This window comes from Mesorhizobium sp. B1-1-5 (genome assembly GCF_006443065.1).
Lineage (GTDB): Bacteria > Pseudomonadota > Alphaproteobacteria > Rhizobiales > Rhizobiaceae > Mesorhizobium.
Genome location: NZ_VFWS01000141.1, coordinates 1 through 13,194 on the forward strand (window position 1 = coordinate 1; position 13,194 = coordinate 13,194).

A 13,194-nucleotide genomic window follows, 5' to 3' on the forward strand; every position below is an offset into this window, starting at 1 on the left:
GATCCTATGGTCTGCGCGTCCGCTTCGCTCCCGCTCCGCCCGTGGATGACGACCCTGAGATGCTTCGGCCAACCACCACAGCTTGCCTCAGCTACTCCACCTCGCGCAACCGATAGCCGACGCCGGTCTCGGTGATGATGTAGCGCGGCTGGTCCGGAGTTTTCTCGATCTTCTGCCGCAGCTGGCGCACATAGACCCTGAGATACTGGACGTCGGTCGAGTCGTTCCAGATCTGCTTCATCAGGAACTGATGCGTCAGCACCTTGCCGGCATATTGCACGAGCATGCGCAGGATGTCGTATTCCTTGGGCGACAGTTTCACTTCCTTGTCCTCGACCATGACGATACGCTTCACAAGGTCGACCGAAAGGTCGCCGGTATGGAACACCGGCTTCTCGCCCTGTTGCTGGAATTTGTGGCGCAGCGCCACGCGGATGCGCGCGACGAGCTCGTTCATGCCGAAGGGCTTGGTCACGTAGTCGTCGGCGCCGAGCTCGAGCGCTGCGACGATACCGGGCTCGTCGGTGCGGCTTGAAAGGATGACGACCGGAATGTCGAGGCCGTCGCTTCGCCATTTGTCGAGCAGCTCGAGGCCGGTCATGCCGGGCAGGCCGAGATCGAGCAGGATAAGGTCGGGCCGTTCGGCCTGGACGAGCTCGAGGGCCGCCTTGGCATTCGGCGCCTCGGAGACCGCATAGCCCTGGCTGCCGAGGCCGACGCGCAGCAACTTTCGGATCGGCGGCTCGTCGTCGACGACCAAAATGGAGACGGTCTGATTTGTCATGCCGCATCGTCCGTAAGCGGTGCGCCGAGCGCCGGCAACTCAGCCGGCACCGGCATGCGGATGGTGAAGATCGCGCCTAGACGGTCGGTGCGGTTGGCCGCCGCGATCGTGCCGCCCATCGCCTCGATAAAGCCGCGGCTGATCGACAGTCCGAGGCCCGTGCCGGCGCGCACCTGGTCGCGCTTGCGCACGCGGTAGAAGGTGTCGAATATCCGCTCAAGGTCGTCAGGCGGGATGCCCGGTCCCTCATCCATCACCTGGAGGATGACGGCGCCGCTGTCCACCCAGGCCTGCAGGCGGATGGCCGAGCCGGGCAAGGCGTATTTGGCGGCATTGTCGAGCAGGTTGAACAATGCCTGCTCGAACAGCACAGGATCGAGCCGCAGCATCGGCAGGTCGGCCGGGATGTCGGTCTCTATTTTGTGCTCGGCGGTGATCTTCTGCGCCCGGTTCAACGCTGAGCCGACGACATCGCCGACATAATGGAGCGCATAGTTCGGCTCCATCGCGCCCGACTCGATCCTGGTCATGTCGAGCAGATTGGCGATGAAGCGGTTCAGCCGCTCGGACTCGCTGACGACGGTCGCCAGAAGCTCCGCGCGATCCTGTTCCGGCAGCGCCGGCGCGAATTCCTTCAGCGTGCCGGCCGCGCCCATGATCGCGGCAAGCGGCGTCTTCAGGTCATGCGAGATCGAGGTGAGCAGCGCCGATCGCAGCCGGTCGGCTTCAGCCGCAAGTCTGGCGCGGTCGACATCCGCGACGAGCTGGACGCGCTCGATGGCGACGGCGGCCTGGTCGGCCAAGGCGTCGAGCAAACGTTGCTGCTCGGGCGTCAGCAGCGGGCCCTGCTTGTCATTGTCGAGACCGACCACGCCGATCGCTGTCCGGCCCGTCCGCAAAGGAAGATAGAGACGTTTTGCGCCGGGCAAGGTGTCGGCGCCACGGCCGGCCGGCCGATTGTGCTCCCAGGCCCAGCGCGCGGCGGCGATATCGGCTTTGGCCAAGGTGTCGTCCGGCGGATAGCCGGCCTTGACGGTGATGGTGCCGTTTTCCGGCAAAAGCAGCACGACACGGACCTTCAGCATCGAAGCGATCTGGAAGGCGGTGGCCCATAAGACGTCGTCGAGCGTGCCGGCGCCGGCGAGCTTCCTGGAAAAGGAATAGATGTCGCCGGTGGCGCGCGCCCGCGAGCGGGCGGCGACGGCCTGGCGCTGCACGCGTGCCGTCAGATTGCTGGCGATCACGGCGACGACGAGGAAAACGGTAAAGGCAACGATGCTCTCCGGGTCCCTGATCGTCAGCGTGTAACGCGGCTCGAGGAAGAAGAAATTGAAGGCAAGCGCGCTGAGGAAACAGGCATAGAGCGCCGGCCAGAGCCCGAATGTCACGGCCGAGGTCAGCACGGCAAGAAGCAGGACGCTGGCGAGATTGCGGACATCGAAGAACTGGTCGAGGATCGAGCTGACGGCCAGCGCGCCGGCGACATAGGCCGTCGAGAACAAATAGGGCCAGATCTGGAAAGGCTTCTGCTCGGGCGCGGCTTTCACCCGCGCCGACAGCGCGTCGCCATCGCGCCCGGCGCCCGAAATGACATGGACGCTGATGTCGCCGGCATTGCGGATCAGATCATAGGTGAGCGAGCCCTCGATCAGCTCGCGCCAGCGCGAGCGGGTCGGCCGGCCGACGACGATATGGGTGAAGTTGTTCGCCGTCGCGTGACGCACGATGTCCTGGGCGACGTTCTGGCCGGGAATGGTGGCGATCTCGGCGCCGAGCTGCTCGGCAAGACGCAGGTTCCTGGCCAGGCGGTCCTTGTCTTCCTCGGACAGTCCGGCGAGCCGTGGCGTGTCGACATGCAGCGCCGTCCAGGGCGCGCGTAGCCGGTCGGCGAGCCTGCGTGCGTAGCGGATGCGGGCCGCTCCGCCAGGCTGCGAGTCGACGCAGACGAGCACCCGCTCGCCGGCCGCCCACGGCCCCGGAATGGCATGCGACTGCATGTGGTTGAGCAGCTGCTCATCGACGCGCTGGGCCGTGCGGCGCAGGGCCAGCTCGCGCAGCGCCGTCAGATTGCCCGGCGAAAAATAATTCTCGATCGCACGCTGCGCGGTGTTGGGGAAATAGACCTTGCCGTCCTGCAGCCTCTTGATCAGGTCGTCGGGCGTGAGGTCGATGATCTCGATGTCGTCGGCCTGGTCGATGATGGAATCGGGAACGGTCTCGCGCACCCTGACCCGCGTGATCTGGGCGACGACGTCGTTCAGGCTTTCGACATGCTGGATGTTGAGCGTGGTGTAGACGTCGATGCCTTGCGCCAGGATCTCCTGCACATCGAGATAGCGTTTGGGATGCCGGCTGCCGGGCGCGTTGGTATGGGCAAGCTCGTCGACCAGGACCAGCGCAGGACGCCGGTTCAGGATGGCGTCGATGTCCATCTCGTCGAGGGTTTGGCCGCGATAGTCGACCAGGCGGCGCGGGATCGCCTCATAGCCGTCGACAAGGGTTTGCGTTCCCTTGCGGCCGTGCGTCTCGACGATGCCGATCACGACGTCGATGCCGTCGGCGCGGCGGGCGCGGCCGGCCATCAACATCTCGTAGGTCTTGCCGACGCCGGGCGCGGCGCCGAGAAATATGCGCAGGTGGCCACGGCCCTCGCGCTCGGCATGCTCCAGCAGCGCGTCGGGGGAGGGTCGGTTCTTGGGGTTGGTCCTGTCGTCCGGCATCAGGTCCAATCATGAATTGCGCCGGGGATCGTGTCGATCCCCGGGCGCGGGCGGGTTACTTCAGGCCGTCCAGCGCCAGGTTCAGCGCCAGCACGTTGACCACCGGCTCGCCGAGGACGCCGAGCTCGCGCTCCTCGACATGGCTGTCGACGAGCGCCTTCACCTTGGCCTCGTCCACGCCGCGGGCCCTGGCGACGCGCGGCACCTGGAAATAGGCGGCGTCCGGGCTGATGTCGGGATCGAGACCACTGCCCGAGGTGGTGACGAGGTTCATCGGCACCGGCGCATTCGGGTTTTCGGCCTTGAGTTTCTCGGCGTCGCCCTTGACGCGCTCGATGAGCTTGGGATTGCTCGGACCGAGATTCGAGCCGCCGGAGGCGGCGGCGTCGTAGCCTTCACCGGCTGCCGACGGCCGGCCGTGGAAATAGCGGTCGCCGGCGAAAGCCTGGCCGATCAGGCTGGAGCCGATGACCTTGCCGTCTTTTTCGACAAGGCTGCCATTGGCCTGGTTCGGAAACAGCGCCTGGGCGATGCCGGTCATGCCGATCGGATAGATGAGGCCGGTCAGCACCGTGAAGAAGACGATCATGACCAAAGCGGGCCTGAGTTGCTTGAACATTGGGGCAAATCCTTATGCGAGGCCGAGGGCTGTGACGATCAGGTCGATCGCCTTGATGCCGACGAACGGCACGACGATGCCGCCGAGGCCGTAGATGAGCAGGTTGCGAGTGAGCAGCGAACCGGCGCCGATGGCTCGGTACTTCACGCCCTTCAGCGACAACGGGATCAGCGCGATGATGATCAGCGCGTTGAAGATGATGGCCGACAGTATGGCGCTTTGTGGCGTCGCCAGATGCATGATGTTGAGCGCCTGCAGCGGACCGGTGGACTGGCCGGGCGCGACGTAGAAGATCGCGAACATCGCCGGGATGATGGCGAAATACTTGGCCACGTCGTTGGCGATCGAGAAGGTGGTCAGCGAGCCGCGCGTCATCAGCAGCGCCTTGCCGATCTCGACGATCTCGATCAGCTTGGTGGGATCGCTGTCAAGGTCGACCATGTTGCCGGCCTCGCGCGCGGCGACGGTGCCGGTGTTCATGGCGACGCCGACATCGGCCTGGGCGAGCGCGGGCGCGTCGTTGGTGCCGTCGCCGCACATGGCGACCAGCTTGCCCTTGGCCTGCTCCTCGCGGATCAGCGACAGCTTGTTCTCCGGCGTCGCCTGCGCGAGGAAGTCGTCGACGCCGGCTTCGGCGGCAATTGCCGCGGCGGTGAGCGGATTGTCGCCGGTTATCATCACCGTGCGGATGCCCATCTTGCGCAACTCGGCGAAACGCTCGCGGATGCCGCCCTTGACGATGTCCTTGAGGTGGACGACGCCAAGCAGGCGGCCGTCGCGCTCGACCGCCAGCGGCGTCCCGCCGGCCTTGGCGATCTCGTCGGCGATCGACTGCAGGTCGCGGATCGTTTCGGTCCTCGGGCGCGCGCCGTGGGTGGCGACAGTCGACCGGTTCACGTGATTGAGCACCGCATCGACCGCGCCCTTGCGCACCGACGAGCCGTCGATGTCGACGCCGCTCATGCGGGTCTGCGCGGTGAACGGCACGAAGGTGGCGTGCAAGGTCGCCATGTCGCGGGCGCGGATGGCGTATTTCTCCTTGGCCAGCACGACGATCGAGCGGCCTTCCGGGGTCTCGTCGGCCAGCGATGCAAGCTGAGCCGCGTCGGCCAGCTCCTGCTCGGTGACGCCCTTGACCGGGCGGAAGTCGGTGGCTTGGCGGTTGCCGAGCGTGATGGTGCCGGTCTTGTCGAGCAGCAGCGTGTCGACGTCGCCGGCGGCCTCGACGGCGCGGCCGGACATGGCGAGAACGTTGAAGCGCACCAGGCGGTCCATGCCGGCGATGCCGATCGCCGACAGCAGCGCGCCGATCGTGGTCGGGATCAGCGTCACGAACAGCGCGACGAGGATCGTCACCGGGATATAGCCGCCCGAATAGGAGGCGAAGCTCGGGATGGTCGCGGTCGCCAGCACGAAGATCAGCGTCATGCCGACGAGCAAGATGTTGAGTGCGATCTCGTTCGGCGTCTTCTGGCGCTCGGCTCCTTCGACCAGCGAGATCATGCGGTCGAGGAAGGTCTGGCCGGAAGCGGCGGAAATGCGCACGCGGATCCAGTCGGACAGCACCTGGGTGCCGCCGGTGACGGCCGAACGGTCGCCGCCGGATTCGCGGATGACGGGCGCGGATTCGCCGGTGATCGCGGCTTCGTTGACGGAGGCCACGCCCTCGATCACCTCACCGTCGGAAGGGATGATGTCGCCGGCCTCGACCAGCACGACATCGCCGACCTTCAGGCTGGTGCCGGGAACCAGCTTGAATTTCGAGCGGTCCTCGCCGTTGGTGAGCAGCTTAGCCTGGGTTTCGGTGCGCGCCTTGCGCAGCGAGTCGGCCTGCGCCTTGCCGCGGCCTTCGGCGACGGCCTCGGCGAAATTGGCGAACAGCACGGTGAACCAGAGCCAGATGATGATCTGCAGCGTGAAGCCGAGATCGCCGCCGCCGGCGATCAGGTCACGGAGGAAAAGCACGGTGGTGAGAGCTGAGACGACCGCGACGACAAACATCACCGGGTTCCTGGCCAGCGTGCGCGGATTAAGCTTGCGGAAGGCGCCGCCGAGGGCTGGCACCAGAACGCGCGCATCCACGATAACAGCGGATTTGGACTGGCTCATTTTTGGGTTCCGGTATCGGTTATGTTGGACGGCGCCGGGAGTTCGGTCTTCGGGAGCAGGTGCGGCAGGCCGGTGGCCAGCAGCCACAACACGAACAGCGCGGCCGCCATGCCGAGAAAGGTTGAAAGTGTCGGGAAAGGACGAGGCTTCTCGTCCCTTCCGTCGTCGGGCGCTCCGTCACCGGTCGGGGGACGGTCGTTGTGGCGTATGTCGTTGAAGCGGGGCATGGTCACCTCAGAAGGTCTGTCCATGGATCATCGCCAGATGCTCGACGATCGGACCGACGGCGAGCGACGGGAAGAAGGTGAGGCCGCCGACGATGATGATGACGCCCACCAGGAGGCCGACGAACAGCGTACCGTCGGTCGGGAAAGTGCCGGCGGAGGCGGGCACGGTCTTCTTCGCGGCCAGCGAGCCGGCGATGGCTAAAGCCGGGATGATGACCAGAAAGCGGCCCATCAGTATGCCGACGCCGATGGTGACGTTGTACCAGGGCGTGTTGCCGGTGAGGCCGCCGAAGGCCGAGCCGTTGTTCGCGGCCGCCGAGGTATAGGCATAAAGCACCTCGGTAAAGCCATGCGGGCCGGCATTGGCCATCGAGGCCACGGCGCTCGGCAGGACCACCGCGATGGCCGTGAAGATCAGCATCGCCAGCGGCAGGCACAGGATCGCCAGCATCGCCATCTTGACCTCCTTGGCCTCGATCTTCTTGCCGAGATATTCGGGCGTGCGGCCGACCATCAGGCCGGCGACGAAGACGGCGAGGACGACGAACATCAGGATGCCGTAAAAGCCGGCGCCGACACCGCCGACAATGACTTCGCCGAGCTGCATGTTGATCAGCGGGATCATGCCGCCGAGCGCGGTGAAGCTATCATGCATGGCGTTGACGGCACCGCAGGAGGCGGCCGTGGTGATCACGGCGAAGAGAGCCGACAAGGCGATGCCGAAGCGCGTCTCCTTGCCTTCCATGTTGCCGCCGTCGATGCCGAGCGCATGGACGAGCGGGTTGCCGGCGGCTTCCGCCCAGTAGCAGACGGCAACGCCAACGACGAACAGCACGCCCATCGAGGCAAGGATCGCCCAGCCCTGGCGCTCACTGCCGACCATGCGGCCGAAGACGTTGGTGAGACTGGCGCCGAGCGCGAAGATCGACAGCATCTGTATCAGGTTGGAGATCGCGCCCGGGTTCTCGAACGGATGCGCCGAGTTGGCATTGAAGAAGCCGCCGCCATTGGTGCCGAGCATCTTTATGGCGAGCTGCGAGGCCACCGGGCCGAGCGCGATCGTCTGCTTGGCGCCTTCCAGCGTGGTGGCGTCGACATAGGCGCCGAGCGTCTGCGGTACGCCCAGCCAGACATAGGCAAGCGTCAGCACAATGCAGATCGGCAGGAGCACGTAGAGCGTGCAGCGGGTGAGATCGACCCAGAAATTGCCGATCGACTTGCCGGAAGCGCGGGCAAAGCCGCGGATCAAGGCAATGGCGATGGCAATGCCGGTGGCGGCCGAGACGAAATTCTGAACGGTGAGGCCGGCCATCTGCACGAGGTAGGACATCGTGCTTTCGCCGCCGTAGTTCTGCCAATTGGTATTGGTGATGAAGCTGGCGGCGGTGTTGAAGGCAAGCTCAGGATCGACCGCGGTCATCCCGGCCGGATTGAAGGGCAGGGCGCCCTGCAGCCGCTGCAGCGCATAAAGGACGAGGAAACCGGCGAGGTTGAAGAGCAGCATGCCGGTCGCGTAGACGGCCCAATGCTGTTCTTCCTTTTCGCTCGTTCCGGCGAGGCGATAGAGCCCGCGCTCGATCGGCACGAGCAGCGGCGACAGCACGGTGCGGTCGCCGCTGAAGACGCGGTGCATATGGAAGCCGAGCGGCTTCACGAGCAAGGCCAAGATCCCGCAATAGACGAGGATCTGTATCCAGCCATTTATAGTCATGATGGGCTCTCCGCGTGCCGGTCAGAAGCGCTCTGGGCGGATGAGCGCATAGGTAAGGTAGGCAAGCAGGAACAAGGTCACCGCGCCGCCGAGGATGTAGTCGAAAAGCATGGTACGGTCCCTTGCTTAGATTCTGTCGCAGGCTTTGACGTAGGCTAAGGACAAGGCGAAGAATAAAATCCCGATCCCGAGAACTATGAGGTCCATGGCAGGCGTTCCTTGTTTTCCACCTTGCGCTTCCGGCTCGCAGTGGCGGGCTCAAAACTCTACGCGGACCCACGTCGCCTTGTCGGCGACGGCGGTTCGCAGTGTTTTTCGAAGGAAAATATGGACCCGATCGCCATAAAGGTTCGAGACGGAGCGGGTGGGAAAGATATAGGAATTCTATAGGGGTTTTGACTGGGCGCGCTTTGGGTGCGGGGAGCGCGCTATGCGTTGCCGGAGCTGGTCTGGCCGCGAAAATCCGCCTGTAACCATGCAAAAAGGGAACGAAGAAAAATGCTCGACATCGCACCATCGCAACAGGCGGCAACCTGGCTCGGCTCATTCGGCCGGGCGCTCGAGGCCGGCGATATCGAGGCGGCGACGAACCTCTTCGCGCAGGATTGCTACTGGCGCGATCTCTTGACCTTCACCTGGAACATCAAAACCATGGAAGGACAGGTGGCGATCCGCGACATGTTGAAGGCCACGCTGCCATCGGCGCAGCCATCGCACTGGCGGATGTCCGGGGAGCCCGGGGTCGACGACGGCACCGTCGAAGCCTGGTTCACATTCGAGACGGCGGTGGCACGCGGCGAGGGCATCCTGCGGCTCAAGGACGGCCGCTGCCGGACGCTGTTCACGGCGATGAGCGAGCTCAAGGGGTTCGAGGAGCGGAAGGGGCCGGCGCGGCCGCTCGGCATCCGCCACAAGGCCGATCCCGAGCGCGAGACCTGGGCGGAAGCACGAGCGCGCGAGGCGCGCGATCTCGGCGTGCATGAGCAGCCCTATTGCCTGGTGGTCGGCGGCGGTCAGGCTGGCATCATGCTCGGCGCCCGGCTGCGCCAGCTCGGCGTGCCTACGCTCATCATCGAGAAAAATGCGCGCGCCGGCGATTCCTGGCGCAACCGCTACCGCTCGCTCGTGCTGCACGATCCCGTCTGGTACGATCATCTGCCCTACATTCCGTTCCCGGAAAACTGGCCGGTCTTCACGCCCAAGGACAAGATGGGCGACTGGCTGGAGATGTACACCCGCGTCATGGAGCTGAACTATTGGGTCGCAACCAAATGCATCAGCGCCGCCTATGACGAGGCCGAGAAGGCCTGGACCGTCGTAGTCGACCGGGTCGACCAGCGCGTCATGCTGAAGCCGAAGCACATCGTCTTCGCCACCGGCGCATACGGGCCGCCGCGGCGGATCGAATTGCCGGGCGCCGAGAGCTTCAAGGGCGAGCTGCTTCATTCCAGCCAGTATTCGACCGGCGAGAAATTCCGCGGCAAGCGCGTCGCGGTGATAGGTGCTGCAAGCTCAGGCCACGATGTCAGCGTCGATCTGTGGGAAGCGGGCGCCAAGGTCACCATGGTGCAGCGCTCGCCGACGACGGTGGTGAAGTCCGACACGCTGATGGATGTCGGCTTCCAGATATTCTCGGAGAAGGCGCTGGCGCGCGGCATCACCACCGACAAGGCCGATATGATCGTCGCCTCCACGCCCTTCGCGCTGGTGCCGAAGGGCCAGCGCGCGCTCTATGATGTGATCCGGGCGCGCGACGCGGATTTCTATCAGCGCCTCAGCGACAGCGGCTTCGCCGTCGACTTCGGCGACGACGAGACAGGGCTGTTGATGAAAGCCTATCGGACAGGCTCCGGCTACTATATCGACGTCGGCGCCTGCGAGCTGATCCTGAACGGCGAGATCAAGGTGAAGAGCGGCGTCGGCATCAAGTCGCTGACGCCGGACGGCATCCTGTTTGAGGACGACAGCGAGCTCGCCGTCGACGCGATCGTCTGCTGCACCGGCTACCAGTCGATGAACGAGACGGTTGCGGGCATCGTCTCGCGCGAGGTCGCCGACAAGGTCGGCCCGTGCTGGGGCCTGGGCTCCGGCGTGAAGGGCGATCCGGGTCCGTGGCAGGGCGAATTGCGCAACATGTGGAAACCGACGGCGCAGGAAGCGCTGTGGTTCCACGGCGGCAATCTGGCGCTGTCGAGGTTCTATTCGAAGTTCGTTGCGCTGCAGCTCAAGGCGCGGATGGAGGGGATTGCGACGCCGGTTTATGGAGAGCCGAGTAATGCGAGAACCTAGCGGTCGTCATCCTAGGGCGGAGCAAGGAGCGAAGCGACGCGCGCAGACCCTAGGATCCATGCCGTGACATTCGTGGCGTGTGCAAGCGGACCAGAACGGGATTCTTCGCCGGGATCGTCTCAAACCCCATTCTACACCGCTGCATTCTTCGGCGACAGTCACGGAATGGATCCTAGGGTCTGCGCTCCGCTTCGCGTCGCTCCGCCCTAGAATGACGATGATGATGGGCCAAAATGCCTCGCCGCCACATCCACATGCGTATGGTGCGCATGCGCCTCGAAGCGCTCCGTCTCATTGTGGTCGGGCGCTTCGTTCGGCCACCATTTGCCGCCGATGACAATGCCGTTGGAGACCAGCCGCTGATCCGCGATCAATGACGCCCCGACCGCGTCAACGAAAGTGAAGCGGCCGGGCTGCAGCTTCAACACGGCGACGTCGCCGGTGCCGCCGACCTTCAGCGCACCGAGTTCCGGCCTTGCGATCGCCTCCGCCGGCCGCTGCGTCGCCGCGCGCAGCACCTCGACCAGCGGCATGCCGAGCGCCATGAGCTTCGACATGCAGACCAGGATGTCGAAGGCCGGACCGTCGACGCAGTAGAGATGCACGTCGCTGGAGATGACGTCGGGCGCGAGGCCCTCGGCAAGCATCGCCTTCGCCACCTCGAAGTCGAAGGAACCCATGCCGTGGCCGATGTCGAAGATGACGCCGCGCTCGCGCGCCAGCCGCATGTCCGGCCGCACCGCCCCGGAGGCGAAGACCGGCGCGTTGGGAAACGGCCGGAAGCAATGGGTGAGAATGTCGCCGCGGCGCAGCCTGGGCAGCACTTCCGAGCGGCCGGGCGGCGGCTCGTCGATATGCGCCATCAGCGGCAGGCCGGCCTTGTCGGCGGCTTCGAGCGCGAGGTCGACCGGCGCGATGCCGCTAGAGCCGCCGGCATGCTTGCCGGAGCGGACCTTGACGCCGACGACGACATCGGCGTGCTCGCGCACCGCGGCAACCGTCTCACGCGGCTCGCAAAGCCTGAGGTCGCCGCATTCGCCGACCGACACTGTCTTGGCGAAGCCGAATATGCCGGCAAAGGAGATGTTGACGTAAGCGAGGATGCGGACCTTCGAGCGCTCGATGACATGGCGGCGGAAGCCCAGGAAATTGCCGGCGCCGGCGCTGCCGGCGTCGATGAAGGTGGTGGTACCGCTCTTGGCGGCGAGCCGGTCGGCATCGACGCCGAGCGAGGTGCCGCCCCAGTAGACGTGGCTGTGCAGGTCGATGAGGCCGGGCGTGACAATGCAGTCCCTCGCGTCGACGACTTCACCCGCCGCCTCGGCATTGATGGCGGCGTCGATCGCGGCGACGCGGCCATCGGCAATGGCAACATCGCGTGGCGCGTCCAGGCCCGATGCGGGATCGATGAGGCGCCCGCCCTTGATCAGGAGATCGAACTGCATCGGTGCCCTCGCTGTTTGTTCGTTTCACGCAATTCCGGACGGAAGGCTACGGCGAAGTCGCCGAACATAACCGCTAAGCACTTTTCCTGGAATTGCTTCAATCGATCCGACCGGGCGATCAGACCGGCCGATAAGCGACGGCTTCGACTTCGATCTTGATGTCGATCATCAGGCGCGATTCGACCGTGGTGCGTGCTGGCGGATCCTTCGGGAAATGTTTTGCATAAACGGTGTTGAATGTGCCGAAATCGCGCGCATCCTCGAGCCAGACGGTGGTCTTCACCACATCGTCCATGGTGCAGCCGGCGAGCGCCAGGGCCGCCTTGACGTTCTGCAGCACCTGCTCGGCCTGCTCGGCGATGCCGCCCTTGAACACGAGCCCGTCGCTGCCCACCGGCACCTGACCGGAGATATAGACGAAATCGCCGGCGCGGACGGCGGGCGAGAGCGGAACGTGGGATTTCCCAAAGCACTGCTTGGACAAGGGGAGCCTCCTTCTATCGACTGACGGGAACGGGGTTACATAGCCGTCTACGCCTGTCGGCACGATCCTCCTAGAGCCAATGTCGGAAAGCAACATTCTTTCGAAATCCATGTTGCTTTATTACAGAAGCCTGAGCATCTTGCGCTCGACGCGGCTTGAAATCGGCCGCGCATATGAGGGAGATCCGGCATGACCTTCGACAAGAATCCGTTTCCGGAAGGCGATGCCGACCGCCACGCGCTGTGGGAAATGCTGGTGCGGCGCGACATCGATGCCTTCCTCGGTCAGGACTGGTCGATGGTCGAGGACGATTTCATCGCGGAAAGCTTCTTCGGCATGCATGCGCATTTCCTTGCCAACGCAGATGCCTGGCGGCTGCAGTTCCCCAGGCTGGATGTCTATCGCGACGAATGGCTGCGGCAGGCCAAGGAAACCGCGGCGACGAAATTCGCCGAGCCGCTGCGCGAAGCGCTGTTTCGCGTCACCAACATGCGCGACATCGACATCGACGGCGACCGCGCGGTGCTGCACAAGAAGTTTGACGGCTCGGTCGCCAAGGCCGACGGCGGCGTCGACCGGCTCAAATGGCAGACGCTCTACTTCTGCCGCAAGGTCGGCGGACGCTGGAAGATTGCCGGCTTTGTCGGCTACATGCCGCATCCGCTGGGAAGCTAGTGGCACTGCACAGGGATTTTGACCGTTCGGCTCTGTTTGCGTTGGTGGCATGCGTGGAGATTGGCCGAAACGCCCATCGCGATCGTCATTCCAGGGCGGAGCAGGAGCGAAGCTCCGTCGCGAAGACCCTG

Annotated in this window: 11 protein-coding genes; 2 read left to right on the forward strand and 9 right to left on the reverse strand. The window is 64.8% G+C overall.

The window, feature by feature from the left end; all coding sequences use genetic code 11:
- Window positions 1-91: 91 nt before the first annotated feature.
- The 7 genes from FJ980_RS26565 to FJ980_RS26595 are packed head-to-tail and all read right to left on the reverse strand — an operon-like array spanning window position 92 to window position 8,281.
- A complete protein-coding gene (locus FJ980_RS26565) occupies window positions 92-784 on the reverse strand; it encodes a response regulator transcription factor (RefSeq protein WP_140546647.1) in 693 nt (230 codons plus the stop codon).
- Window positions 781-3,504 (reverse strand): sensor histidine kinase KdpD, encoded by a 2,724-nt coding sequence (locus FJ980_RS26570; RefSeq protein ID WP_140546648.1) that lies wholly within the window; start codon window positions 3,502-3,504, stop codon window positions 781-783. Before FJ980_RS26570 ends, FJ980_RS26565 begins: the two co-directional genes overlap by 4 nt.
- A gap of 55 nt (window positions 3,505-3,559) precedes the next feature.
- Entirely contained in the window at window positions 3,560-4,123 is a 564-nt protein-coding gene (gene kdpC, locus FJ980_RS26575; RefSeq protein ID WP_140546649.1) for a potassium-transporting ATPase subunit KdpC, read from the reverse strand.
- A 12-nt stretch (window positions 4,124-4,135) separates the two neighbouring features.
- Window positions 4,136-6,232, reverse strand: coding sequence for a potassium-transporting ATPase subunit KdpB (gene kdpB, locus FJ980_RS26580; protein WP_140546650.1), 2,097 nt, complete (start codon window positions 6,230-6,232; stop codon window positions 4,136-4,138).
- The gene (locus tag FJ980_RS26585) at window positions 6,229-6,459 is read right to left on the reverse strand and encodes a hypothetical protein (RefSeq protein ID WP_140546651.1); all 231 of its coding nucleotides are present in this window, start codon (window positions 6,457-6,459) and stop codon (window positions 6,229-6,231) included. The genes kdpB and FJ980_RS26585 overlap by 4 nt, the downstream gene beginning before the upstream one ends.
- A gap of 7 nt (window positions 6,460-6,466) precedes the next feature.
- The gene (gene kdpA, locus FJ980_RS26590; protein WP_140546652.1) at window positions 6,467-8,170 is read right to left on the reverse strand and encodes a potassium-transporting ATPase subunit KdpA; all 1,704 of its coding nucleotides are present in this window, start codon (window positions 8,168-8,170) and stop codon (window positions 6,467-6,469) included.
- Between the two features lie 21 nt (window positions 8,171-8,191).
- Window positions 8,192-8,281 (reverse strand): K(+)-transporting ATPase subunit F, encoded by a 90-nt coding sequence (locus FJ980_RS26595; RefSeq protein WP_036257910.1) that lies wholly within the window; start codon window positions 8,279-8,281, stop codon window positions 8,192-8,194.
- Between the two features lie 387 nt (window positions 8,282-8,668).
- Here FJ980_RS26595 and FJ980_RS26600 point away from each other — a divergent pair, with 387 nt between their 5' ends.
- Window positions 8,669-10,459, forward strand: a complete 1,791-nt coding sequence (locus FJ980_RS26600) for an NAD(P)/FAD-dependent oxidoreductase (RefSeq protein WP_140546653.1) — start codon at window positions 8,669-8,671, stop codon at window positions 10,457-10,459.
- Between the two features lie 206 nt (window positions 10,460-10,665).
- Here the strand turns inward: FJ980_RS26600 and FJ980_RS26605 are convergent, their stop codons facing one another.
- Together FJ980_RS26605 and FJ980_RS26610 are read right to left on the reverse strand one after the other, a co-directional pair.
- Window positions 10,666-11,904 carry an amidohydrolase/deacetylase family metallohydrolase gene (locus FJ980_RS26605; RefSeq protein ID WP_140546654.1) on the reverse strand — a complete coding sequence of 413 codons (1,239 nt, stop codon included), beginning with the start codon at window positions 11,902-11,904 and terminating at the stop codon, window positions 10,666-10,668.
- Window positions 11,905-12,022: 118 nt separating this feature from the next.
- Window positions 12,023-12,388, reverse strand: coding sequence for a RidA family protein (locus FJ980_RS26610; RefSeq protein ID WP_140546655.1), 366 nt, complete (start codon window positions 12,386-12,388; stop codon window positions 12,023-12,025).
- Window positions 12,389-12,577: 189 nt separating this feature from the next.
- Between FJ980_RS26610 and FJ980_RS26615 the strand changes: the two genes are divergently transcribed.
- A complete protein-coding gene (locus FJ980_RS26615) occupies window positions 12,578-13,063 on the forward strand; it encodes a hypothetical protein (protein WP_140546656.1) in 486 nt (161 codons plus the stop codon).
- The last annotated feature ends 131 nt before the right edge of the window (window positions 13,064-13,194 follow it).

What these genes read in the sequence shown, in the direction of transcription:
- FJ980_RS26565 (WP_140546647.1), bottom strand. Translation starts at nt 784, where the DNA reads ATGACAAATCAGACCGTCTCCATTTTGGTCGTCGACGACGAGCCGCCG.
- FJ980_RS26570 (WP_140546648.1), bottom strand. Translation starts at nt 3,504, where the DNA reads ATGCCGGACGACAGGACCAACCCCAAGAACCGACCCTCCCCCGACGCG.
- kdpC (WP_140546649.1), bottom strand. Translation starts at nt 4,123, where the DNA reads ATGTTCAAGCAACTCAGGCCCGCTTTGGTCATGATCGTCTTCTTCACG.
- kdpB (WP_140546650.1), bottom strand. Translation starts at nt 6,232, where the DNA reads ATGAGCCAGTCCAAATCCGCTGTTATCGTGGATGCGCGCGTTCTGGTG.
- FJ980_RS26585 (WP_140546651.1), bottom strand. Translation starts at nt 6,459, where the DNA reads ATGCCCCGCTTCAACGACATACGCCACAACGACCGTCCCCCGACCGGT.
- kdpA (WP_140546652.1), bottom strand. Translation starts at nt 8,170, where the DNA reads ATGACTATAAATGGCTGGATACAGATCCTCGTCTATTGCGGGATCTTG.
- FJ980_RS26595 (WP_036257910.1), bottom strand. Translation starts at nt 8,281, where the DNA reads ATGCTTTTCGACTACATCCTCGGCGGCGCGGTGACCTTGTTCCTGCTT.
- FJ980_RS26600 (WP_140546653.1), top strand. Translation starts at nt 8,669, where the DNA reads ATGCTCGACATCGCACCATCGCAACAGGCGGCAACCTGGCTCGGCTCA.
- FJ980_RS26605 (WP_140546654.1), bottom strand. Translation starts at nt 11,904, where the DNA reads ATGCAGTTCGATCTCCTGATCAAGGGCGGGCGCCTCATCGATCCCGCA.
- FJ980_RS26615 (WP_140546656.1), top strand. Translation starts at nt 12,578, where the DNA reads ATGACCTTCGACAAGAATCCGTTTCCGGAAGGCGATGCCGACCGCCAC.